This is a genomic window from Gordonia amicalis NBRC 100051 = JCM 11271 (assembly GCF_000332995.1).
GTDB lineage: Bacteria > Actinomycetota > Actinomycetes > Mycobacteriales > Mycobacteriaceae > Gordonia > Gordonia amicalis.
This window is the reverse complement of sequence record NZ_BANS01000025.1, coordinates 44,791-67,375: the sequence shown is the minus strand read 5'-3', so window position 1 is coordinate 67,375 and position 22,585 is coordinate 44,791. Positions and strand designations below refer to the sequence as shown.

At 67.4% G+C, this 22,585-nt stretch carries 21 protein-coding genes; 10 read left to right on the top strand and 11 right to left on the bottom strand.

Annotation, left to right across the window (positions count from 1 at the left end; translation table 11 throughout):
• The first annotated feature begins 104 nt into the window (after nucleotides 1-104).
• The 6 genes from GOAMI_RS12875 to pstB all read left to right on the top strand — a co-directional run bounded on the left by GOAMI_RS12875 (nucleotide 105) and on the right by pstB (nucleotide 6,070).
• Complete coding sequence (locus GOAMI_RS12875) at nucleotides 105-908, top strand: winged helix-turn-helix domain-containing protein (RefSeq protein WP_006436973.1); 804 nt, start codon at nucleotides 105-107, stop codon at nucleotides 906-908.
• Between the two features lie 4 nt (nucleotides 909-912).
• A complete protein-coding gene (mshD, locus tag GOAMI_RS12870) occupies nucleotides 913-1,794 on the top strand; it encodes a mycothiol synthase (RefSeq protein ID WP_006436972.1) in 882 nt (293 codons plus the stop codon).
• A gap of 268 nt (nucleotides 1,795-2,062) precedes the next feature.
• Nucleotides 2,063-3,136, top strand: a complete 1,074-nt coding sequence (gene pstS, locus GOAMI_RS12865) for a phosphate ABC transporter substrate-binding protein PstS (protein ID WP_006436971.1) — start codon at nucleotides 2,063-2,065, stop codon at nucleotides 3,134-3,136.
• 156 nt (nucleotides 3,137-3,292) lie between these two features.
• Complete coding sequence (gene pstC, locus GOAMI_RS12860) at nucleotides 3,293-4,324, top strand: phosphate ABC transporter permease subunit PstC (RefSeq protein ID WP_006436970.1); 1,032 nt, start codon at nucleotides 3,293-3,295, stop codon at nucleotides 4,322-4,324.
• A gap of 2 nt (nucleotides 4,325-4,326) precedes the next feature.
• Complete coding sequence (pstA, locus tag GOAMI_RS12855) at nucleotides 4,327-5,226, top strand: phosphate ABC transporter permease PstA (protein WP_006436969.1); 900 nt, start codon at nucleotides 4,327-4,329, stop codon at nucleotides 5,224-5,226.
• A 67-nt stretch (nucleotides 5,227-5,293) separates the two neighbouring features.
• A complete protein-coding gene (pstB, locus tag GOAMI_RS12850; protein ID WP_006436968.1) occupies nucleotides 5,294-6,070 on the top strand; it encodes a phosphate ABC transporter ATP-binding protein PstB in 777 nt (258 codons plus the stop codon).
• A 61-nt stretch (nucleotides 6,071-6,131) separates the two neighbouring features.
• Here pstB and GOAMI_RS23035 read toward each other — a convergent pair whose 3' ends face one another.
• The 6 genes from GOAMI_RS23035 to GOAMI_RS12825 form a co-directional block, all read right to left on the bottom strand.
• Nucleotides 6,132-6,386, bottom strand: a complete 255-nt coding sequence (locus GOAMI_RS23035) for a hypothetical protein (RefSeq protein WP_006436967.1) — start codon at nucleotides 6,384-6,386, stop codon at nucleotides 6,132-6,134.
• Nucleotides 6,387-6,447: 61 nt separating this feature from the next.
• Entirely contained in the window at nucleotides 6,448-7,110 is a 663-nt protein-coding gene (gene phoU, locus GOAMI_RS12845) for a phosphate signaling complex protein PhoU (RefSeq protein ID WP_006436966.1), read from the bottom strand.
• Between the two features lie 105 nt (nucleotides 7,111-7,215).
• Nucleotides 7,216-9,480, bottom strand: a complete 2,265-nt coding sequence (locus GOAMI_RS12840) for an LCP family protein (RefSeq protein ID WP_006436965.1) — start codon at nucleotides 9,478-9,480, stop codon at nucleotides 7,216-7,218.
• 176 nt (nucleotides 9,481-9,656) lie between these two features.
• On the bottom strand, nucleotides 9,657-10,784 hold the full coding sequence (gene dusB, locus GOAMI_RS12835) for a tRNA dihydrouridine synthase DusB (protein WP_255219194.1): 1,128 nt from the start codon (nucleotides 10,782-10,784) through the stop codon (nucleotides 9,657-9,659).
• A 74-nt stretch (nucleotides 10,785-10,858) separates the two neighbouring features.
• A complete protein-coding gene (locus GOAMI_RS12830; protein ID WP_006436963.1) occupies nucleotides 10,859-11,851 on the bottom strand; it encodes an acyl-ACP desaturase in 993 nt (330 codons plus the stop codon).
• Between the two features lie 335 nt (nucleotides 11,852-12,186).
• Nucleotides 12,187-12,741, bottom strand: coding sequence for a nuclear transport factor 2 family protein (locus GOAMI_RS12825; protein ID WP_006436962.1), 555 nt, complete (start codon nucleotides 12,739-12,741; stop codon nucleotides 12,187-12,189).
• 119 nt (nucleotides 12,742-12,860) lie between these two features.
• Here GOAMI_RS12825 and GOAMI_RS12820 point away from each other — a divergent pair, with 119 nt between their 5' ends.
• From GOAMI_RS12820 to GOAMI_RS12810, 3 genes are all read left to right on the top strand, one after another.
• Entirely contained in the window at nucleotides 12,861-14,753 is a 1,893-nt protein-coding gene (locus tag GOAMI_RS12820) for a serine/threonine-protein kinase (protein WP_040004813.1), read from the top strand.
• Nucleotides 14,753-15,589 (top strand): hypothetical protein, encoded by an 837-nt coding sequence (locus tag GOAMI_RS12815; protein ID WP_006436960.1) that lies wholly within the window; start codon nucleotides 14,753-14,755, stop codon nucleotides 15,587-15,589. The genes GOAMI_RS12820 and GOAMI_RS12815 overlap by 1 nt, the downstream gene beginning before the upstream one ends.
• A 124-nt stretch (nucleotides 15,590-15,713) precedes the next feature.
• Nucleotides 15,714-17,114, top strand: coding sequence for a WS/DGAT/MGAT family O-acyltransferase (locus GOAMI_RS12810; protein ID WP_006436959.1), 1,401 nt, complete (start codon nucleotides 15,714-15,716; stop codon nucleotides 17,112-17,114).
• Nucleotides 17,115-17,145: 31 nt separating this feature from the next.
• Here the strand turns inward: GOAMI_RS12810 and GOAMI_RS12805 are convergent, their stop codons facing one another.
• From GOAMI_RS12805 to GOAMI_RS12790, 4 genes are read right to left on the bottom strand one after another with little or no spacing between them, the layout of a single operon-like run.
• Nucleotides 17,146-19,182 carry an NAD(+) synthase gene (locus GOAMI_RS12805; protein ID WP_006436958.1) on the bottom strand — a complete coding sequence of 679 codons (2,037 nt, stop codon included), beginning with the start codon at nucleotides 19,180-19,182 and terminating at the stop codon, nucleotides 17,146-17,148.
• A gap of 48 nt (nucleotides 19,183-19,230) precedes the next feature.
• Nucleotides 19,231-20,055, bottom strand: coding sequence for an NAD(+) synthase (nadE, locus tag GOAMI_RS12800; protein ID WP_006436957.1), 825 nt, complete (start codon nucleotides 20,053-20,055; stop codon nucleotides 19,231-19,233).
• Nucleotides 20,056-20,098: 43 nt separating this feature from the next.
• Nucleotides 20,099-20,593, bottom strand: a complete 495-nt coding sequence (locus tag GOAMI_RS12795; RefSeq protein ID WP_006436956.1) for a SixA phosphatase family protein — start codon at nucleotides 20,591-20,593, stop codon at nucleotides 20,099-20,101.
• Nucleotides 20,590-20,877 (bottom strand): hypothetical protein, encoded by a 288-nt coding sequence (locus tag GOAMI_RS12790; RefSeq protein WP_006436955.1) that lies wholly within the window; start codon nucleotides 20,875-20,877, stop codon nucleotides 20,590-20,592. Before GOAMI_RS12790 ends, GOAMI_RS12795 begins: the two co-directional genes overlap by 4 nt.
• 115 nt (nucleotides 20,878-20,992) lie before the next feature.
• On the opposite strand from GOAMI_RS12790, the gene GOAMI_RS12785 reads away from it, so the two are divergent.
• Nucleotides 20,993-21,865 carry a DMT family transporter gene (locus GOAMI_RS12785; protein ID WP_006436954.1) on the top strand — a complete coding sequence of 291 codons (873 nt, stop codon included), beginning with the start codon at nucleotides 20,993-20,995 and terminating at the stop codon, nucleotides 21,863-21,865.
• Nucleotides 21,866-21,894: 29 nt separating this feature from the next.
• Here the strand turns inward: GOAMI_RS12785 and GOAMI_RS12780 are convergent, their stop codons facing one another.
• The gene (locus GOAMI_RS12780) at nucleotides 21,895-22,338 is read right to left on the bottom strand and encodes a flavodoxin domain-containing protein (protein ID WP_006436953.1); all 444 of its coding nucleotides are present in this window, start codon (nucleotides 22,336-22,338) and stop codon (nucleotides 21,895-21,897) included.
• Nucleotides 22,339-22,585: the final 247 nt, after the last annotated feature.

Sequence of the window (22,585 nt, the reverse complement as noted above, 5' to 3'; positions counted from 1 at the left end):
GTAAGCCAGAGTAAACAATCTGCGGTGGCGTGTGCGGAGGCGTTCACAGCGTGGTGGGCGGATTGGATGGTCTGGGACGGGGACGAACGAGATCGGAGTGCTAGGTGGATCTCTTGTTGTTGACGGCCGATCCCAATCCGGAGTCGGTCCTGCCGTCGCTGTCGCTGCTCGCTCACAACGTGCGTGTCGCCCCGACGGAGGTTTCCTCACTCATGGAGGCGGGCAACGCGGACGTGGCCCTGGTCGACGCACGCGCGGATCTGGCGGCGGCACGAGGACTGTGCCGGCTGCTGGGTAGCACCGGCTCCTCGGTGCCGGTGGCGGCCGTGCTGACCGAGGGCGGATTGGTCGCGGTCAATGCGGACTGGGGCATCGACGAATTCCTGCTCCCGGGCACGGGACCGGCGGAACTCGACGCGCGGTTGCGCCTGCTGGTGGTGCGCACCCGCGGAGTGGCCGCCGAGGAGACGTCGGGGAAGGTCACGCTCGGGGAGCTGGTCATCGACGAGGGGACGTATACCGCGCGACTGCGTGGACGTCCCCTCGATCTGACTTACAAGGAATTCGAACTCCTGAAGTACCTGGCGCAGAACGCAGGTCGTGTGTTCACGCGCGCTCAGCTGCTGCAGGAGGTGTGGGGGTACGACTTCTTCGGCGGTACGCGCACGGTCGACGTGCACGTGCGCCGTCTGCGCGCCAAGCTCGGCAGCGAACACGAATCGCTGATCGGCACGGTCCGCAACGTCGGATACAAGGCGGTGCGGCCCACGCGCGGTCGGGGGGCCCAGGCCGAGGTCGAGGAAGTGCCGGAAGACGTTGCCCCGGAAGTTGATCCGGGCGAGTTCGACGACACCCTCCACGGTCCGGATACCTTCGACGAGGAGTTCAGTGCCAGCGCCGGAAACTGACCGAATGCAGGTACGACGAGGTGCCGCCCCCGCGGAGGTCGTCGCCGAGGCACGTCGCATGGTGCGTGCGGCGACCTCTGCCGACGGCGTCGCTCCGCTCTCGGACGAGGCGGTCAAAGCGATTGACACCGACGCGGATTCGCCGGTCATCCACGTGTGGTCCACAGGTGCCTACGCCAACGTCGTGCCCGGTCGGGACGGCGAGCCGTCGATGATCGAGGCGGTCGTCGACCCCGAGCGGCGGCGCGAGGGACTGGGACGCTCGCTGCTCGACGCCGCTTTCGCCGCGGCGAAGCAGGAAGGGCTCCCGGCCCGGGTGTGGGCGCACGGCGATCTGCCCGGTGCAGTCGCGCTCGCATCGGCGATGGGACTGCAGAAGCGGCGCGAACTCCTGCAACTACGGCGCCCGGTCGGTGAGGGACACGAGCTCCCCGAACTCGTCGTCGATCCGGGTCTCACACTCCGGACCTATGCCGGGTCGGACGACGATGCAGAGATCCTGCGCGTCAACAACGCCGCCTTCGACTGGCATCCCGAACAGGGCGGCTGGGAGCTCGATCAGATCGCCGAGCGGGTCGCGGCCGACTGGTTCGATCCCGAAGGTCTGTTCCTCGCCTTCGACGCCGAGGATCCGGCACGGCTCCTGGGTTTCCACTGGACCAAACAGCACGATGCCGATCTCGGCGAGGTGTACATCGTCGGTGTCGATCCGCAGGCGCAGGGGCGCGGGCTCGGGAAGCTGCTGACGCTTGCCGGACTCCACCACCTCGCACGGCGCGGTGTCGCCGAGATCAACCTCTACGTGGAAGGCGACAACACGGCGGCCTTGCGCACGTATGAACGCCTGGGCTTCACCAGGTATGCCGTCGATGTCGCCTACGGGTGAAGCCCGCGGCTGAGCGCGGTCCGCATCGCCCCGACGATGTCGCCGATGTGTGGCTCCCGCCAAGTAAGGACACCTGCGTTGCGTAGATCACTTCCATCCGGTCCCGGAGGTCGCGGCACGCCATTCGCACCTGACCGCCTCGGGTGGTTCACCTTCCGTTCACCTTCTGTCGGGGATTCGGCCACCCGGCGCGCCTAGCTTTCCTTTTCGGACACTCCGGACGCCCGGGCCTCGGGACGGAGCACGATACGGAAAGGCAACACCTGCGGTGAGAATCAAGCGGAACGGCGCTCTGGCGGCGGTGTCGGCGATCGCGGCATTGACCCTGGTGACGGCGTGTGGTGGGGGAGACACTCAGACGGTGAGTGGCGAGGGTTCCACCGCCCAGCAGAAGGCCATGGAGCACTTCAGTCAGATCCTCTCGGACGACAGCGACATCGTCCTCGACTACACCGGCAGCGGCTCCGGTGACGGCATCAAGAAGTTCATCGCCGGCGACGTCGACTTCGCGGGTTCGGACTCGGCCCTGAAGGGCGACGAGATCACCAAGGCCAAGGATCGCTGCAACGGCAACGACGCCTGGCATCTGCCGATGGTCGTCGGACCGGTTGCGGTCGCCTACAACCTCGAGGGCGTCGACGACCTCAAGCTCAATCCCGCCGTCATCGCCAAGATCTTCAACGGCAAGATCACCAAGTGGAACGATCCGGCGATCGCCGCACTCAACCCGGGCGCGCAGCTGCCGGGCGGCGACATCGTCCCGGTCTACCGCTCCGACAGCTCGGGCACGACCGACAACTTCCAGCGGTTCCTGCAGAACTCGGCGCCCAACGACTGGCCGTATGAGCACAGCAAGGAATTCGCTCCCAAGAACGTCGGTTCGGGCGCGTCGAAGTCGACCGGTGTCGGTGACACGGTCAAGAAGACCCCCGGCTCGATCAGCTACGTGGAGTGGGGCTTCGCGACCGAGAACAAGCTCGGTGTCGCCGACATCGACTTCGGAGCGGGTCCGGTCGAGCTGAACGCGGAGAGTGCCGGCAAGGCCCTCGACGCGCTGGAGTTCAAGAACCCGGCCAGCAAGGACCTCGTCGTCGACACCGACGCGCTGTTCGCGTCGAAGACCCCGGGTGCCTACCCGCTGTTGCTGACGCCGTACAGCATCGTCTGTTCGGCCGGTTACTCCGACGAGGCCACCAGTGCCACCCTGAAGGATGCGTTCACGAAGATCCTCGGCGACGGCCAGACCGGTCTCGCGGAGATCGGCTACGTGCCGGTGCCGCAGAACTTCAAGGCCAAGCTGCAGGGCAGCATCGACGCGCTTGCCGGCAGCGGCAACGCCTGACGTGACACAACGGAACAGTGCATGCGGGGCCGCCAGGAATTGCGGCCCCGCATGTGCGGTTGACACACTGACACGACTCTTCGCGTGTCGCACGGACTGTGAGCAGTGGACCGGGAAGTGGCCCCAATGACCAGAGCGGAAGCACAAGAGGGACGCATGACGTCGCTGAGCAAAGAAAGTGGTGCGATCCCGCCGGATTCGGATGGGACGAGCCTTCCCGAGTCGTCGCCCGACGGCGCCACACCCAGCAACCTGCACTCCGGGGCGCGTCACCGTGTGGCCGACCAGGTGTTCCGCAACCTGGCGGTCGGTTCGGGCTTCGTCGTCTCGCTCGTCATCGGGCTCATCGCGCTATTCCTCCTGGCGCAGGCCATCCCGTCGCTGGCCAAGAACGAGGAGAACTTCTTCACCTACACCGGTGACTGGATCACCAGCGGCAACCAACTCGCGTTCGGCATCCCACAGCTGTTCTACGCGACGGTCGTCGTCTCCGTCATCGCCCTGCTCATCGCGATGCCGGTCGCGCTCGGGATCTCGATCTTCCTCACCGAGTACGCCCCCAAGCGCCTCGTCGGACCGATCACGTACACCGTCGACCTGCTCGCCGCGGTGCCCTCGATCGTGTACGGCTTGTGGGGCATCCTCGTCCTCGGCCCCGCGCTGGTGCCGGTGAACGAGTGGCTCGTCGGCCACCTCGGTTTCCTGCCGTTCTTCCAGCAGCCCACCCAGGTCGCGAACATGTCCACCGGTGGCACGCTGCTCACCGCGGGCATCGTGCTCGCGGTCATGATCCTGCCGATCATCACCGCGGTCACCCGTGAGGTCTTCATGCAGACGCCCAAGGGGCACCGTGAGGCCGCTCTCGCCCTGGGCGCGACGAAGTTCGAGGTCGTCAAGCTGGCGGTGCTGCCCTTCGGCTTCTCCGGCTACATCTCCGGTTCGATGCTCGGCCTCGGTCGCGCGCTCGGAGAGACGATGGCGCTGCTGCTGATCATCTCCACCGCCGGCCCGATGAACTTCAACCTCATGGAGAGCGGCGAGACCTTCGCGACCAAGATCGCCAACAACGCCGCCGAGTTCGACTCACCGGCCAAGACCGGCGCCTACATCTCCGCCGGACTCACCCTCTTCGTCCTGACCTTCATCGTCAACGCCGCCGCACGCGCGGTCGTCGCCGGAAAGAAGTGACCATGACCGTCACAACGCCCTCTCGATCGGCCGACCCGGTCAAGAAGCCGACCGGCTTCGCCCCGCTCGCGAAGCGTCGGCGCCTGACCGATCACATCGTCCGGACCTCGGTCATCGCCGCACTCCTCATGGCCTTGGTCCCGCTCGTGTGGCTGGTCGCCACGCTGGTCATCCGCGGCATCGAACCACTGCTCGACATCGACTGGTGGACCCTGCCCGAGCGCAAGGGCGGCGCGGCCAACGCCATCGTCGGAACGCTGATGCAGACCGCACTGGCCGCCGTGATCTCGATCCCGCTCGGCATCTTCGTGGCCATCTACCTAGTCGAGTACGCCACCAAGAAGTCGCTGCTCGCCCGGGTCACCACGTTCATGGTCGACATCCTCTCCGGAGTTCCGTCGATCGTCGCGGCCCTGTTCGTCTATGCGGTGTGGCGCACCAGCCTCGGACTGCCCCGCTCGGGGTTCGTGGTGGCGATCGCGCTGGTGCTGCTCATGGTGCCGCTCGTGGTCCGTGCCACCGAGGAGATGCTCAAGATCGTCCCGCAGGATCTGCGCGAGGCGTCGTATGCGCTGGGTATCCCGAAGTGGAAGACCATCGCGAAGATCGTGCTGCCGACGGCCCTCTCGGGCATCGTGACCGGCGTGATGCTGGCCATCGCCCGCGTGATGGGGGAATCGGCACCCGTGCTCATCCTCGTCGGCTCGACGCGCGCGATGAACTGGAATCCCTTCGACGGCAACCAGGAATCACTGCCGCTGATGATGGTTCAGCAGTACAACAACGGGCCCGGTGCCTTCGACAAGGTCTGGGGCGCGGCCCTGTGCCTGGTCATCCTCGTGGCCATCGTCTACTTCGGGGCCAAGGTCGTGTCGAAGATCTTCGCACCCAAGACATCCTGAGTCTCGGTGACTCTGAGACCACCCCCGGCCCGGTGAACGGGTCGACACTGTAGAAACGGACAACGTCATGGCAAAGCGCCTCGACATCAAAGACCTGAACATCTACTACGGCGACTTCCATGCGGTGAAGGACGTGACCCTCGAGGTGCCGCCGCGCTGCATCACCGCCTTCATCGGCCCGTCGGGCTGCGGCAAGTCGACGGTCCTGCGCACCCTGAACCGGATGCACGAGGTCACCCCCGGCGCCTACGCCGAGGGCAGCGTGCTGCTCGACGGCGAGGACATCTACGGCCGCAACGTCGATCCGGTGAGCGTGCGCGCCACGATCGGCATGGTGTTCCAGCGACCCAACCCGTTCCCGACCATGTCCATTCGCGACAACGTCGTCGCCGGCCTGCGCCTCCAGGGTGTGCGCAACAGGGCCGAGCTCGACGAGGTCGCCGAGCGCAGTCTGCGCGGCGCGAACCTCTGGGAAGAGGTCAAAGACCGTCTCGACAAGCCCGGCGGCGGACTCTCCGGCGGCCAGCAGCAGCGGCTCTGTATCGCGCGGGCCATCGCGGTCTCCCCGGACGTGCTGCTGATGGACGAGCCGTGCTCGGCGCTCGACCCGATCTCGACGCTGGCCATCGAGGATCTGATGGGTGAGCTCAAGAAGGAGTACACGATCGTCATCGTGACCCACAACATGCAGCAGGCCGCCCGCGTCAGCGACCAGACCGCATTCTTCAATCTCGAGGGTGCCGGTCAGCCCGGACAGCTGGTCGAGATCAGCGACACCGAGACGATGTTCTCGAATCCGACGAAGAAGGAGACCGAGGACTACATCTCGGGGCGCTTCGGCTGACGCACGCACCAACCCCGCGAACAGGGCCCTTCCCGGTGACGGGAGGGGCCCTGTCTGCTGCTCACATGTTGATCAGGAGAATGACCAGCAGAGCGGTGAGCGATGCGATGACGCCGAGGTAGGTGATGATCTGCCGTCGGTGGGCGGCTGCCGCGGCGTCCTCGTCGGTCATCGCATTGAAATCGGGTTCGATCGGCTGATTCTGGCCCATGTCCGCCACCATAACGGGGACATGTGCAGCTGTGAAATCGTTCCCGGGCGTAAAACGCGCCAGATCTTCACTGACATGAAGAGAGACCGAGTTCAGTTCATCCAACTGAATCCTCGGCCTCTCGAAATGTGTGCCCTCGCTCCCCGGGAAGGGTGAGCGAGGAAGATCACCCGATGTTCTGGAACTGTTCGGGGGTCTTGCCGGTGGCGGTGAACACCACCCGGCGACCGATCAGCACGGCATGATCAGCGAAGCGTTCGTAGTAGCGACCGAGCAGGGTCACATCCACCGCCGCGGCGACGCCGTGCTGCCATTCGCGGTCCATCAGGACGGTGAACAGGTGGCGGTGGAGATCGTCCATCGCGTCGTCGTCTTCCTGCAAGCGCAGCGCGGCCTGCGGGTCGCGAGTCACCAAGACCTCATGCGCATTCTTGGCGAGTGTCACCGCGAGCCGGCCCATCTCCGCGAAGTAGCCGTTGACCTCCTCGGGGAGGGCCTTTGCCGGGTGGCGACGACGGGCGACCTTGGCCACGTGGAGGGCGAGGGCACCCATCCGGTCGGCGTCGGCGACGATCTGGAAACCACTGACGACTCCGCGGAGGTCGCCGGCGACCGGGGCCTGGAGAGCGAGGAGAGCGAAGGACTGTTCCTCGGCGCGGGCCGACAACTGTGCCATCCGTTCGCTGTCGCCGATGACCTCTTCGGCAACGGCGAGGTCGGCCTGCAGGAGCGCCTGGGTGGCACGCGACATCGCGGTACCCGCGAGTTCACACATTTCACCCAGGACGTTGGTCAGCTCCTCGAGTTGCTCTTGGTAGGCAGTACGCATGTACCCAGGGTACGTCGGGGAACGGTCTTCTTCGCTCACGGGCGATGAACGCAGCGTGAACGACCGGCGCGGTGACGTCGTCGTCGTCTCATCCGGACGATCGTGCTAGGTACAGGTCGTGTCGCCCGCGTTGGTGACGGCGAGATCGTTGGGCAGATCACCGGTGTTCTCGGCCGGCGCGAGCTGCTCGACGTTCACCGTGGCCCCGGCGTCGGGCACCGATCCCAGCTCGCCGGTGAAGTCGGACCCGAGGATGAGTTCGACCCCCGATTTGACCGTCCGGTCGAGCTGGATCTCGGCGCCGGGGAACATGGCGGCCAGCGTGGCGGCCGCGTTCTGCTGTCCGGTGCCGTACCGCACGACGGTGTCGTCCCGGCTCTCCGAGGCGTCGGCCACACCGCGGACGTCGAAGCCGTACGGCTTCAACTGGTCGGACACCTCGGCGGCGAGACCGGTGGTGCTGGTCCCGTTGAGCACGCGGATACCGATGTTGCCGGGATTCTGCGCGGTGGCGTTGATCCGTCCGGGGGTCTCCGTCGAGTTCCTCGAACTCGGAGCTCGCGAGGGCGCCTTGGACGTCGGCTTCTTCTTCTCGACCTTCTCGCCGGGCAACGGCAGGTCGTCGATGATCGCGTTGAAGATCGCATCGACGTCGTCGGTGCGTGGGATCTCATTGTTGGAACCGTCGGTGGTCGTGCCGGAGGTGGGGATGGTCAGGAACGAGACGCGACCGGCCTCGATGCCCTGCATCGACTCGGCGAGGTTGATCAGCGACTGGGTGTCGACGCCGTCGACGTAGCTGTACCTGATGAACGTGTTGACGATGCTGTTGAGCTTGTTGGGGTTCGCCAGCACGTTGCCCGACAGCGTCGAACGCAGCAACGACGACATGAACAGCTGCTGACGCTTGATGCGACCGTAGTCGCCGTTGCCCTCGGAGGCGATGTTGCGGGCGCGGACATAGTTGAGGGCCCTGCGCCCGGTGAGCTTCTGTTTGCCGGGTTTGCGGAGGATGTTGCCGAGCTCGTAGTCGTAGAGTGGCACCGTCGAGCACACCTCGACACCACCGATCGTCCGTACGACCTGCTCGAAGCCGTAGAAGTCCATGCCGATGAAGTGGTTGATGTTGAGGCCGCTCATCTGGGTCAGCACCCGGACGAGGCACTGCGGGCCGCCGTAGAAGTAGACGCTGTTCAGCTTCACGCCGCTCTGTGCCGGCATCTCCGCGCCGTACTTGCCGGTCTCGTTGTCCCACGAGTTGCATGCGGGCTGGTCCACCTGGAGGTCGCGTGGGAAGGACACCGCGACGACGCGTTCACGGTTGGCCGGGACGTTGACCAGGATGACGGTGTCGGAACGGGCGCCCTCGGCATCGGCGGTGGTGCCCGCACCCACCTTCGCGTTCTTGCCGCCACGCGTGTCGGTGCCGACGATCAGGTAGGTCTCGTCGCCGTTTTGGGCGTCCTTGTTGCGGATGTTCTTGTCTTCGGCGTCGACGGCGGTGACATTGCGCCAGTTGCCGTTCCACGACTGCAGGTAGTTCCAGACGAAACCGGTGCCGACCAGGGCGGTCACACATGCGATGGCCACCAGGATGCGTCCGGTGGCGGTGGTCTTTCGGACGAGTGCACCGCGACGGTCGCCGCCGCGCCCCGGGTGGTGGCGGGGCGCCTGGCGGAGTTGGAGTGGACCGGTCAGGTCGGGGGTTCGTTCGAGCGGTTCGCGAGGGGTCGGCGGTTCGTCCGGCGTGGTCGCGGCCGGGGGTACCAGCGCGTCCTGGGCACGCGACTCCTCGAAGGCGCGCTGGGCGGTGGCGCGGTCCGACAGGTCGGGTGCGGGCTCGCCGGGTTTGTCACCGATCGTGGGGATCTTCTGGGTGACGTCGTTGTCGAAGCGGTGGATCTCGGTGGGACGATCGTCGGCCGCGGGCTGGCCCTGGTCGCTCCGTCCGAGCGGAGGACGAGGGGGCCGGACCTGATCGGGCTGCGCCGGGTTGAAGCGGCGGGACCGGCTGCGGGTCGTCGGCGGGATGTTCGCGTAAGGGCCGGGCGGGGGTGCCTGGTCGGGCGCACCGGCGCGGGAGCGTCCGCGGCGGGGGGAGTCGGCCGGGGGCGTCCGGGGTTCCTCCGCGTTCATCTGCTCCATGAGCTCGCGGACGGTCAGTCGGGTCCGCCCGCGGACGAAGCGATCACTGGAACGCGGCTCGCGGAGACTCGGGTGCGCTCCCGGCGGCGAGGCGTCCCGAGCGCCGGGGTCCACCGGCGGACGGCGGTCGTTGGCATCGTCGGGACGCCCGGCACGACGGCCACGACGAGACCGGTTGGCCTCGTCTCCCGCCTCCGGTTCGTCCGGTCCCGATGTCCGACTCAATGCACGTTCCTCTACCCCGTAGGTCTCGAATGCGCATGACCGCGCGTCGGGGCTGATCGACGCGGCACGCACGCACGCAGGGCCCCGGGTGGCCGGGACCTTCGCGCCATATTACTGATCGCACCTGAGAATCGAACTCAGCCGGACCGTCGTTGTGACGGTTTTCGCAGAACGTGTCAGCCGCCGGAGTGCATGATCTCCGCACCGGCGGGCACGACGTCCTCGTCGGGATCGTCGAGCCAGCCGTCGGGCAGGGCGACCTTCGCCGGCGAACCCTGGCGGCCGCGCGGGCCATGACCGTCACTCGGGAACGGTGCGTCGGCAGGCAGTTCGGACAGCAGTTCGCGCAGCTCGTCGACGCTGCCGACGAGCGCCATCCGCCGACGGATCTCCGAGCCGGCCGGGAATCCCCGCAGGTACCACGCCACATGTTTGCGGATCTCGCGGCAGCCCTTCATCTCGCCGTGGTGGTCGACGAGGAGCTGGCAGTGCCGGACCATGATCTCGGCGACCTCGCCCAGGTTCGGGGGACTGGGTGCCTCGAATCCGTTGAGTTCGGCGGCGAGTTCGGCGAACAACCAGGGGCGTCCGAGGCAGCCGCGGCCGACGACGACTCCGTCACACCCGGTCCGGTTCATCATCGCCACCGCGTCCGCTGGTTCGAAGATGTCGCCGTTGCCCAGCACCGGCACCGAGGTGACGTGCTCCTTGAGGCGGGCGATCTCATCCCAGTCGGCTTCGCCGGAGTAGCGCTGCGACGCGGTCCGGGCGTGCAGGGCGACCGCGGCGGCACCCTCCTCGGCGGCGATGCGCCCCGCGTCGAGATGCGTGCGGTGGTCGTCGTCGATGCCGATGCGGAACTTGACCGTGACCGGGATGTCGGTGCCCTCGGTCGCACGGACGGCGGCCGCGACGATCTTGCGGAACAGCGTCCGCTTGTAGGGGATGGCCGAGCCACCGCCCTTGCGCGTCACCTTGGGTACCGGGCAGCCGAAGTTCATGTCGATGTGATCGGCGAGGTTCTCGTCGACGATCATCTTCGCCGCCTGGTACGTGTACTCCGGGTCAACGGTGTACAGCTGCATCGATCGCGGACTCTCGTCGGGTCCGAAGGTCGTCATGTGCATCGTGACCGGATGACGTTCGACGAGGGCGCGGGCGGTCACCATCTCGCAGACGTACAGACCGGAGACGGTCCCGGTGCGGGCGAGCTCGAGTTCGCGGCACAGCGTGCGGAATGCGACGTTGGTGACACCCGCCATCGGCGCGAGGACGACGGGGCTCGCCAGCTCGATGGAGCCGATGCGGAGCTTGGCCGGGGACGCAGAACCGGCGCCTTCGGAGGTCGAAGGCGCCGGGCTGCTGGAGAGGGTCGTGCTCAGGATGCCCGCTGCTCCCGCTTCTTGGCCTCGCGGGCGAGCGAACGGTCGCGCATCTCCTCGAAGCGGATGGTGTCCTTCTCGAGCTGCTCGAGGAAGGCGGCGAGCTCCTCACGGGTCTTCTCGCCCTCGGCGGTGAAGTCGTCGCGCTCGAAGACGTTCCACTTGCGCAGAACCGGCATGACGACCTCTTCGAGGTGCTGGCGAAGGTCGTAGATGCCGTGCTTGGCCATCAGGACGCCGTGGCGGCGGAAGTTCGGCATTCCGGCGCCGGGCATCTGGAAGTTGGTCACGATGTCGGTGACCGCGCGCAGCGTCTGGTCGGGGGAGATGTCGAAGCCCGCACCGCAGATGTTGCGGTAGAAGATCATGTGCAGGTTCTCGTCGGCCGCGATGCGCTGCAGCATCTTGTCCGCGATCGGGTCCTTGCAGGCCTTGCCGGTGTTGCGGTGGCTGACGCGGGTCGCGAGTTCCTGGAAGGTCACGTATGCGACCGAGTGCAGCAGGCCGAGTTCGTCGGCGTGCTCCTCGAGTTCGTCGACGCGACCGGCGGTCGCCAGCATCGGGTCGTAGCCGTTCGTCATGTGGATCATCCGCGCCTCTTCGAGGGCGACCGGATCGACACCGCGGGTGACGACGAGGTAGTCGCGCATGACGATGCCGTGGCGGTTCTCCTCGGCGGTCCAGCGACCGACCCAGTGGCCCCAGGCGGAGTCCATCGAGAAGTTGTCGGCGATGACGCGGTGGTACGATGGGAGGTTGTCCTCGGTCAGCAGGTTGGTGATCATCGCGGCCTTGGCGACCTCGTCGAGCTGCGACTGCTCGGGGTCGTAGTCGACGCCGCCGAGCGCCGCGAAGTTGCGACCCTCGTCCCACGGGACATAGTCGTGCGGGTTCCAGTCCTTGGCGGTCTTGAGGTGACGGTTGACGTTCTCCTCGGCAACCGGGGCGAGTTCCTTGAGAAGCTCGAGTTGCGTCAGCTCGCGTGCCATATAGATGTCCTCCGAAGGGTGTCCGCGTATGTCGTACGTGTGTCGTCTTTTCTTGCCTCGCGACGGTGCCGCGAGTGGGATAGCGGCGTCGTCGTGGGCGGGTCACGCCCACCCGGGCGGACCTTGGGTGGTCTCGGACGCGCGACTGCGCAGCCCTCCTCCACTGGTCAAAGCCCTAGCCTACGGCACTTGCGATCGGGTCCCAAGTCCGTCTGTGACACTGTCGTGTCCGTATGGTGCCGACGTTACGACCGTGCACGGTGGTGTCGGTCACGGTTGTCCTGGGCGATCGGTTCGGTCGCCTCGTCGCAGGTCGGCGGGGATTTTTCCCGGCGTCAGCCCTTCTTGTGGGACCGGGCGAAGAAGGCGCCGCTGGTCTCCATCCACGTGGCGGCGGGCTCATCGAGATTGCCGTGTTCGCGGGCTTTCTCACACCACCGCATCGCTGCCCGGCCGAACTCCATCGGGTTGTAGACATCCTCCTCGCGGCTCCACAGACCGTCGCCCGCATAGGTGAGGATGGTGATGTTCGTGGCGGTGATGAGGCTCTGGTCCCCCGGATCGCGCATCGGGTTGTCGACCTCGCAGATCACCCGACCGGTCGGGGCGTCGACGACGTGCCACAGCGACGGGAAGCCCGTCATGTGACTTCCGGGGAAGGCGGTCATCGTGCGCCAGGCCCAGGCGCGGATCTCCTCGCGGCCGCGCAGCGTCCCCAGCGCGTGCTCGACGAAGTCGGCGTCCTCGGTGAACATGTCGGCGTAGCGGTCCCAGTCACCGCTGACCGCGACCTCGGCGACCGTGCGCTGGAATTCGGCGAACGCCTCGTCGAGTTCGGTCGCGCTGAAGGCCCCGCCCGGGGCGTCGGGAAGTTTCTCGGTGGATTCCATCGACGCCGATCGTAGGGTTCGGACGGTGTACCCGGCCGGGGTTTGGTGACACTCGGTAGCATTCGGTGCCTATGCATCCGCCCGAAGCCGCGGGTGCACGGGGTATCGGTGAGGACGTCATGTACCAGGTAGGGGACCTGATCGCGGGGTACCGCGTCCTTGACGTGCTCGGACGCGGTGGCATGGGCGACGTCTACAAGGCGGCCCACCCGCGGCTGCCGCGGTCGGATGCACTCAAGGTCCTGCGGTCGGGACACGCCACCGATCCGGTGTTCCGCGCCCGGTTCGAGCGGGAGGCGGACATCGTCGCGCCGCTACACCACCCCAATGTCGTCACCGTCTACGACCGGGGGGTCTTCGAGGGTCAGCTCTGGATCGCGATGGAGTACGTGCCCGGTGTCGACGTCGCGCGGATGCTCGCGGCCGACGCGCCCCTCGACCCTCGGCTGGCGTGCACGATCGTCCGCGGCGTGGCCGCCGGGCTCGACGCCGCGCACCGTCGCGGGATCATGCACCGCGACATCAAACCGGCGAACATCCTCGTCACCCCGGGTCTCGGCGGCGACCGTCCCGGAAACACCGGCTCCCTCACACCCGAGGCCGTCAAGGTCACCGACTTCGGCATCGCGCAGGTGCTCGACGAGGTGACGAACCTGACCGGGACCGGCATCACGATCGGGACGATGCATTACGCGTCGCCCGAGCAGATCGAGGGCCGACGCGTCGACGCCCGTAGCGACATCTATTCGCTCGGCGCCACCGCCTTCGAACTCCTCACCGGCGCACCGCCTTTCGATGCGACGTCGCTGCACGGCCTGATGACCGCGCACATGTACCACGAGCCGCCGCCGGCGAGCAGTCGCAATGGGGCGCTCCCGGCCGCGGTCGACGCGGTCCTCGCTCGGGCGATGGCCAAGAACCCAGACGACAGGTACCCGACCGCCGGCGAGTTCGCCGACGCCCTGCACGATGCCTTCGACACCCGTCAGACCCTCGTCGGGCCGCGTATGCAGCCGGATCCCCATGCGTCTCCGGGTTCTTCGGGGTCGGCTCCGGGCATGCCTGCCGCCGGAGATCCGACTTCATCTGCGGCGTACCGTGATTGGGCGACCGATCCGACCGCCCGGGAGCGGCTGGGGCCGCCGATGGTCTCGACCGAGACCCTGCACGGATGGGAGCCCACACATGCCGCGGAACCGGCCCGGCCCGTCCGGCGTGGAGGTGGCGCCACGGTCGTCGCGATCGGGGCGGCGGTCGCGCTGATCGCCGGAATCCTCGGCGCCGGTGCCGGATTCGTGAGCACCTCGGCGGGGACACTGGAGACCCCGAACGCACCCGACGCCGAGGTGACGACGACCGCCGTCGAACTGTCCTGGGGTCACGTCGACGACGCGACCGACTACGTCGTCACCCAGAACCACGAGGTCATCTACTCCGGTCCCGATACGAAATTCACCGCACCGCGCCCGATTCCGGGTACGTACACCTACCAGGTCGCTGCGCAGGACGAGGACGGCCGGACCTCGGAGTTCTCCCGCAACTCAGAGGCTGTCGACGTCTTCATGACCTGGGGCGAACTTCAACCCATCGCCGACCTCTACCACGACCTCGTGCCGGCATCTCCGTTGAGCACCAACGGTTTCGACGGCATGCGGTGCTGGGGCGAGGACGGCGACCTCGCGTTCGAGTCCTCCAAGCGCACCGTGTGGTGCACCCGTTACCGCGACGACGAGGCGAAGAATGCGGACTACCAGGTGATCGTCGACGTGTACGACACACCCGAGGAGGCGCGGGCGGCGGCGGACGTGACCGCCTACAATCTGCGCGGCACCGGTTACACAACGGCGCAGGGTTTCACGGGGACGCTGTACCTCTCGGACAAGCAGCGTGATCAGGGGCAGGCCATCCTCGCCCATGACACCGGCGACCGCGCCAAGTCGGTCGTGTGGGTCGTGGTGCCCGGCAAACCGGCTGCCGCTGCGGCCGATCTGCTGAAGAGGCTGCCGATCTGATGGCACAACCTGTGACCACCCCACCCGCGGGCCCGCCCACCACCCCGCCGAACTCACCGACCGTGCGGCCGTGGACGATCGCGGCGATCGTCGTCGCCGCGGTGCTGCTCGCCGTCGGCTCCTTCTTCTCGGTACGTGCGCTCACCAGCGTCGACGTGCCGGATGCACCGACCGGCCTGAAACTCGACGCCGGAACCGGACGCCTCGTCGCGACCTGGGATGCGGTGCCGGGTGCGACGGGCAATCAGCTCGTCCGCGACGACGGGATAGTCGTGTACCGCGGTACGGAGACCGAGGTCGTCGACGCCTCGGTGCCCGCAGGCGAACACACCTACCGGGTGGCCGCGCTGGACGGCGACACCGTCTCGCCGCCGAGCCCGTCGCAGTCCGTACGCACTGGCGCGACCTGGGGGGTCTTCGCGCCGCTCGTGGCGCAGTTCCCCGAGCTCCTCCCACAGACCCCGGACACCGCCGCGAGATGGGGCAACGCCGAGTGCGTCCGTAGGTACGCCGGCGGCCGCGACGAGGTCGGCCCGTCGGAGACCGGAAACGGCAAGGTGCGCACCGTGTTCGTGGTGCGATGCGCCGCGGGGGCGGTCGACCGCCCGTTCGGCGTGTTCTGGTTCGCCTCCAAGGACGCCCTCAACGCCGAGTACTCCCGCTCGTCGGCGACCTCGCGGCCGGTGCGGTGGAAGCACGGCACCGGCCTCATCGACGAGAACGGTCGCGGCGTCTTCAAGATCACCGACGACCCGGCTCGGGAACTGGCGATGATCGTGGTGCTGGAGACCCCGGCCCAGAACGTCCTCCAGATGGTCGATTCGATGCCGATCTGAGTCCTGTCCGGGCGGTGGAGGACAACCTGGTCGATCGACTGGGACGAACACGCTTCCGGAGTCTCCGGCGTGCGGCATGATGGCGTGGGGGCTTTCGGGTGCGGGGAGACGAGAGGTTGATGTCATGCAGCGGTTGAGTGGTTTGGACGCTTCGTTCCTCTACCTGGAGACCCGGAGCCAGCTGATGCACGTCATCGGTCTCGTGGAGATCGATCCGAGCACCATGCCCGGCGGGTACAACTTCGACAGGCTGCGCGAGGAGATGGAGCGGCGCGTCGCCGCGATCCCGGCCTTCCGCCGAAAGCTCGACAACTCGATCTTCAACATCGACCACCCGGTGTGGATCGAGGACGAGGACTTCGACATCCAGCGTCACGTCCATCGCGTGGCGGTGCCCGCGCCGGGCGGTGCGGGTGAGGTCGCCGAACTGTGCGGTCATCTCGCCGGCCAGACCCTCGACCGGGGCAAGCCCCTCTGGGAACTGTGGATCATCGAAGGGCTCTCCAACGGCCGCATCTGCGCGATGCTGCGTATGCACCACGCCGGCACCGACGGTGTCACCAGCGCCGAGATGCTCGCCCAGATGTGCACTCTCACACCGGACCCACCCGAACTCGACTCGTCGAAGGTCCACGAATCGGCGGGCCCGCCGTCGCGCGCAACGATCGCCGCGACCGGGGCGATCAACTACTTCGTCCAGCGCCCGCTGGCGATGGCGAAACTGTTGCCGCGGACGGTCAGCGTCCCGGTCGGCTGGCTGCGCCGGGCTCAACGGCAGTCCGCCATGCCCGCACCGTTCATGGCGCCCCGGACCCGGTTCAACTCGGCGATCACGCCCCACCGCAGCATCGGCCTCAGCCAACTGTCGCTCGACGACGTCAAGCGCGTGAAGAACCACTTCGGGGTGAAGCTCAACGACGTCGTGCTGGCGCTGGTCGGCGGTGCGATGCGCACCTACCTACTCGAACACGACGAGCTGCCCGACAGGCCGCTCGTCGGGATGGTGCCGGTGTCCGTCCACGGTGCCGACGAGTCCGACCTCGTGGTCGAGGGCACCAACAAGGTGACGGGAATGTTCACCCAGTTGTCCACTGACGTCGAGGATCCGGTGGAGCGACTCGAGAAGCAGGCGGAGTTCAGCCGAAAGTCGAAGGAACACCACGCCGAGATCGACGCCAACATCCTGCGGTCCTGGGCTCAGTTCGCACCGGGGGTCACACTGTCGACGGCGATGAAGTTCTACGGCAACCGGAAGCTTGCCTCGGCGCATCCGCCGATCTTCAACGTCCTCGTGTCCAACGTGGCCGGCCCCGATTTCCCGCTCTACTTCCTCGGTTCACGCGTCACCGCCGTCTACCCGCTCGGGCCGATCTTCCACGGACTCGGACTGAACATCACGGTGTTCTCCGCCGACGGACACCTCAACATCGGCATCCTGGCGTGCACCGACCAGACCCCCGACCCGTGGGAGATCGCCAACGCCTTCGACGATCAGCTCAAACAGCTGCTCGCCGCCTGCGACTGAGCCGCGCCGCGCGCGGCGTGACCGGTGGGCGCTACACCCGGTCCGATCCGCCCGCCAGCTGGTCGAGCCAGACCCGCGCCGACGCATCGGACGGCGAACGCCAGTCGCCGCGCGGTGACAGCGAACCGCCCGAACCGATCTTGGGGCCGTTGGGCATGGCGGTGCGTTTGAACTGGTTGCCCATGAAGCGCTTCAGGAAGATCCCGAGCCAGTGCTCGATGGTCGCGGTGTCGTACTCGTTGCGCTTGTCCTCGACCAGCAGCTCCGACCACGGGCCGCGTGAGCGGTCACCCCAGGCCTGCCGGGCGAGGTAGGCGACCTTGGTCGGCCGATACCCGAACCGGGTCACGTAGTAGAGGAAGAAGTCGTGGAGTTCGTACGGGCCGACGGTGTCCTCGGTGGACTGGATCTTCCCGTCGTCGCCGGCCGGGACGAGTTCGGGGGAGATGACGTCGTCGAGGATCTCGGCGAGCACCTCGGTGGTCTCCGCGGAATGGTGGCTGTTGCTGATCATCCACCGGATCAGGTGCTGGATGAGGGTTTTCGGCACCGAGCCGTTGACGTTGTAGTGCGACATCTGGTCGCCGACACCGTATGTGCACCACCCGAGCGCGAGTTCGGACAGGTCGCCGGTGCCGAGGACGATGGCGCCGTGGTGGTTCGCCAGCCGGAACAGATGCGACGTGCGTTCACCGGCCTGCACGTTCTCGAAGGTGACGTCGTAGACCTTCTCGCCGCGGGAGTAGGGGTGGTCGAGGTCGGCGAGCATCTGCTCGCACGACGGCCGGATGTCGATCTCCTTGCCGGTCACACCGAGTGAGTTCATCAGGATGTGAGACCGGCGCAGCGTCGCGCCGCCGGTGGCGAAACCGGGCATCGTGTAACCCAGGATGTTGGTGCGGGGCAGGCCGAGTCGGTCGAAGGTGTCGACCGCGACGAGCAGTGCGAGAGTCGAGTCGAGTCCGCCGGAGACGCCGATGACGATCTTGTCGATGCCCGTCGAGCGCAACCGCTGGGCCAGACCCTGCACCTGGATGTGCCGGACCTCGGCACAGCGCTCGTCGAGATCGGCGGAATCCGCCGGGACATAAGGAAATCGGGGGACGACCCGGCGCAGCACATCGTCGTCGCCGCTCAGTTCGCCGAACGAGAACCCGATGCGCCGCAACGACTTCAGTCGATCGGAGTAATCGCCGGCCTGGTCGCGCAGGCTGATCATCCGCATGCGTTCCTGCCGGAGCCGGTCGAGGTCGATGTCCGCGGAGATCACCTGATCGGTGGTCGCGAACTGTTCGCTCCGGGCCAGCAGAGAGCCGTTCTCGGTGATGAGGGCGTCACCGTCCCAGGCGAGATCGGTTGTCGACTCGCCGTAACCCGCCGCGACGTAGACGTGCGCGGAGATCGTGCGCGCGGAATGGCCTGTGCAGAGGTTCTTCCGGTAGGACTCCTTGCCGATGGTGACCGGGCTGCCGGACAGATTGGCCAGCACGGTCGCGCCGCCCAGGGCCGCCCAGGTGCTCGGCGGGATCGCCACCCAGCCGTCCTCGCAGATCTCGACATGCAGTGCGAAACCGGGCAGATCGGTCGCCTCGAAGATCAGATCCGCCCCGAACGGGACCTCTTTGCCGGCGACGGTCACGGTGGTGGGCACCGCATCGCGGGCGGCCGAGAAGAATCGCTGTTCGTAGAACTCGCGGTAGTTCGGCAGATACGACTTCGGGACGATGCCGAGCACCTCGCCGTCGTGGATGACCGCCGCGCAGTTGAACAGTCCGTCGCCGACGACCATCGGCAGACCCACCACGATCAGTGGTCGGAGGCCCCTACTGGCCGTGGCGATCTCGCTCAGTGCGTCGCGGCACCCGTCGATCAGCGCGTCCTGATGGAACAGGTCGTCGATGCTGTAGCCGCAGAGCCCGAGTTCGGGGAAGACCACCAGAGCGGCGCCGTCGTCGGCGGCGCGCCGCATCAGCTCGACGGTGCGTGCGGCATTCGCGGCGGGTTCGGCGATCGTGAGGACGGGCACCGCACCCGCGACCCGAACGAAGCCGTTTGCGTAGACAGACACGTCGACAACAGTAAACCGCGGAGTGCCCGAAGATCGCGCGCCGGCTCGCTAGGCCCGCCACCAGGAGTCGTCGAGTTCCACCGGAGTCGTGCGCTTGTGCCGGTTGCGGTGCCAGGCGGCCTCGATCTTCTCCACCGCATCGATCGGGACCTCGCGGCCTTCGAGGTAGTCGTCGATGATCTCGTAGGTCAGGCCCAGTTCGTCTTCGTCGGTCTGGCCCGCCTTCTCGTCGAGCAGGTCGGCGGTCGGGATCTTCTCCCACAGTTGCTGCGGCGCACCGAGGTGACGCAGCAGCGATCGGCCCTGACGCTTGTTCAGACCCGACAGCGGCAGGATGTCCGCGGCGCCGTCGCCGTACTTGGTGAAGAAACCGGTGACGTTCTCGGCCGCGTGGTCGGCGCCGATCACCAGCAGCCCGCGGTCGCCGGCCACGGCGTACTGCGCGACCATGCGGTGTCGTGCCTTGGCATTGCCCTTGGTGAAGTCGGTGAGCGGCGCGCCCATCGCCCCCGAGATCTCGCTGTTCAGGGCATCCACTCCCGGCGCCACGTTGACGGTCAGCGTCTCGTCGGCCGCCACGAACTCGACGGCGGCGGCGGCGTCGTGCTCGTCGTGCTGTACCCGATACGGCAGACGCATGCCCACGAACACCGCGTCGGCGCCATCGGCCCGGACACGCTCCGCCGCGATCTGGGCCAGGCGCCCGGCCAGCGTCGAGTCGACGCCGCCCGACAGGCCGAGCACATAATCCGACGCGCCGACCGCGCGGAGATAGTCGGCGAGGAAGCCCACCCGCCGCTCCACCTCGTCGGCGGGATCGATGGAGGGTCGGACCCCCAGGGCTTCGATGATGGTCCGCTGGGTCTCGCGCATACGCGCTCCTATGCTCGCTCGGGGTCGGGTCGAGCAGCCGCGGTCACTCCTCCCGAGGTATCCGCACGCCGACGAGGTGAGCGTCGGGGTCCGGCGCCATACCGAGGCGCTCCCATGGCTGCGAGACGGTGAGTACCGCATACGCGGACGTCGGAAACCGATCGATCGGACCGGCCGGATCGAGCGTCAGCGCGGTCTGTGGCATACCGGGCTCGTGTCCGACGACGAGCAGCGTGGCCGCGTCGGCCGGCGCGTGGATGCGGATGGACTCGAGCACGTCGTCGGCGTCCCCGCCGTAGATGTCCTCGACAAAGGTGACCGGCGCCCGCACGCCGGTCCGTTCGAGGGTCTGGCGGGTCCGGGTCGACGTCGAGCACAGCACCGCGTCGATGCGCAGGCCTTCGTCGCCCATCCAGCGCCCGGCGAGGGCGGCCTGCCGGTCGCCGCGTCCGGCGAGCGGGCGGTCGTGGTCGCGCGTCGCCGGAGGATAAGCCGACTTGCCGTGACGCATCAGGATCAAGGTGCGTGTGCCGCTCATGCGGTGCCGGTCCGCCGGGACTCCGCGGGATAGGCGTCCGGATCGGCGGCGATGGTGCGCAACAGGCGAACGGTCGCGCGCCACGCGGCGGCCTCCTGGCGCAGGAAGGCGGCGTGCTCGCGCTCGTCGTGCATCTCGGCCTCGTCGGCCAGCGCATCGAACTCGAGGTGTTCGTCGACGGCACAACCGATGAGTTCGTCCAGGGTCGTGCAGTCGGCGCAGGCCCGCTCGATCGCGGCTGCGTCGAGAGTGGCCAGGCGTTCCAGATCCGACCGATACCGCATGCACTCGAATGTACGTCGTCGGCGCTGGTTGTCGGGGTTGCGACACCGGGTGCATCCTCGGCCGGCAGGTGCCCGACTCGGGCGCGGGGTCCCCGACGCCCTTACCCTTGGGGACGTGCACTCCTGGGTTCCCGCGCTACTGGCGGTGCTGGCGGCGTTGATGATCGCCGCCGGCACCGTGTTGCGGCAGCGTGCGTCCCGGGTCAACGGTGCGATCACCGTCGGATGGTGGGTGGGTGCCGGGATCGCGCTCTGCGGCTTCGGCCTGCAGGCGTCCGCCCTGGGGCTCGGGTCGATCCTGCTGGTACAGCCGCTCGTCGTGCTCGCGGTGTTGTTCGCGTTGCCGCTGGAGGCCTGGGCGGACCACCGGCATCCCGCGCGCATCGAGTGGGCGTGGGGAGGGGTGCTCGTCGTCTGCGTCGCGACGTTCCTCATCGTCTCGCGACCGGAACCGTCACTCCGGCGACCGGATGCGCTCCTGCTGTGGGGCACCGTCGGGGCCGTCATCGGGATGGTCGTGGGCCTGGTGATCCTGGCGCGACGCTCCAGCCCGCACTACAAGGCGCTGTTCTACGGACTCGTCGCGGGCACGATGTTCGGGGTCTCGGCGCTGCTGGTCAAAGCGGTGATCTACCAGATGACCCACGAGTTCTGGCGCACCTTCGTCCAGCCGGAGATCTATCTGTTCGTGCTGGTGGTGGTCTGTGCGGTGGTCGCGCAGCAGCTGGGTTTCGGGGCGGGCGACCTGCAGACGTCGTTCCCGTCCATGACGGTCGCCGAACCGGCGGTCGCGATGGTGCTGGGCGTGTTGCTGCTCGGCGAGAACCTCAACGTCTCGGTGCCGACCGCGATGTTCCTCGGCATCGTGCTCGCGATCATGATCCGCGCGGTGTGTGAGCTGGCGAAGCTGTCGGCTGTCCGCGGATGGGAGCAGGCGGTGGCCACAGAGACGGCAATGCCGCCGACCGTGGGACGGCCGGCGGCATGATCAGCTCGGAGTCGACCAGTCTGTTCTGATCAGCCCTCGATGAGTTCCGCGATGCCCTCGGCCCATTCTTCGGCCTGCTTCGCGGGCTTGATCGACGACGAGTTGTCGTGGCGGGCGTGCTCGCCGACCTGGACGGCCCCACGCTTCGTCAGCATCTCGGCGATGATCTCGCCGCCGCGGTTGAAGGTGTCGTAGATCGAGTCGCCGAGCCCGAACACGGCGAAGCGCAGCCCGCCGAGATCGGGGTTGACGCTCTCGAGTTCGTCGGCGAAGGGCTCGGCACCGGTGGGGAGCTCGCCCTCGCCGTAGGTCGAGCAGACGATCACCAGGAAGTCTTCCGGGGCAAGGTCCTCGACCGCGTACTCGCTCATGTCGTAGATCGAGGGATCGTGCTGGTCGAGCGCGTCCGCGATGGCGTCCGCGACGAGCTCGCCCGTTCCGGTCTCGGTTCCGTAGAGGATGACGACCGACATTTGCAGAACTCCTCTCGACGTCGGCTTTTCGCAGCGAGGGTAACCTAACCCGCTCCTCGCTGCGAAATCGCAGGTGGGAAGGGGGTTGGAAGAAATACTTGGATGTCCTACTATGTGGTGACAGAGGCCATAACCCCGAACTCCGGAACGGGGCGCTCGCCGCCGGCTCCGACGCCGACGAGGCAGGTCCGAAAACCCCGAACAACGCGTCAGGCCCCCGGCCGAGACCCCGACCAGGCAACGCCCG

Excerpts from the sequence above, each read along its gene's own strand:
- mshD (WP_006436972.1), top strand. The coding sequence starts at position 913 with ATGCAGGTACGACGAGGTGCCGCCCCCGCGGAGGTCGTCGCCGAGGCA.
- pstC (WP_006436970.1), top strand. The coding sequence starts at position 3,293 with ATGACGTCGCTGAGCAAAGAAAGTGGTGCGATCCCGCCGGATTCGGAT.
- pstA (WP_006436969.1), top strand. The coding sequence starts at position 4,327 with ATGACCGTCACAACGCCCTCTCGATCGGCCGACCCGGTCAAGAAGCCG.
- pstB (WP_006436968.1), top strand. The coding sequence starts at position 5,294 with ATGGCAAAGCGCCTCGACATCAAAGACCTGAACATCTACTACGGCGAC.
- phoU (WP_006436966.1), bottom strand. The coding sequence starts at position 7,110 with ATGCGTACTGCCTACCAAGAGCAACTCGAGGAGCTGACCAACGTCCTG.
- GOAMI_RS12830 (WP_006436963.1), bottom strand. The coding sequence starts at position 11,851 with ATGGCACGCGAGCTGACGCAACTCGAGCTTCTCAAGGAACTCGCCCCG.
- GOAMI_RS12825 (WP_006436962.1), bottom strand. The coding sequence starts at position 12,741 with ATGGAATCCACCGAGAAACTTCCCGACGCCCCGGGCGGGGCCTTCAGC.
- GOAMI_RS12820 (WP_040004813.1), top strand. The coding sequence starts at position 12,861 with ATGTACCAGGTAGGGGACCTGATCGCGGGGTACCGCGTCCTTGACGTG.
- GOAMI_RS12815 (WP_006436960.1), top strand. The coding sequence starts at position 14,753 with ATGGCACAACCTGTGACCACCCCACCCGCGGGCCCGCCCACCACCCCG.
- GOAMI_RS12810 (WP_006436959.1), top strand. The coding sequence starts at position 15,714 with ATGCAGCGGTTGAGTGGTTTGGACGCTTCGTTCCTCTACCTGGAGACC.
- nadE (WP_006436957.1), bottom strand. The coding sequence starts at position 20,055 with ATGCGCGAGACCCAGCGGACCATCATCGAAGCCCTGGGGGTCCGACCC.
- GOAMI_RS12795 (WP_006436956.1), bottom strand. The coding sequence starts at position 20,593 with ATGAGCGGCACACGCACCTTGATCCTGATGCGTCACGGCAAGTCGGCT.
- GOAMI_RS12790 (WP_006436955.1), bottom strand. The coding sequence starts at position 20,877 with ATGCGGTATCGGTCGGATCTGGAACGCCTGGCCACTCTCGACGCAGCC.
- GOAMI_RS12780 (WP_006436953.1), bottom strand. The coding sequence starts at position 22,338 with ATGTCGGTCGTCATCCTCTACGGAACCGAGACCGGAACGGGCGAGCTC.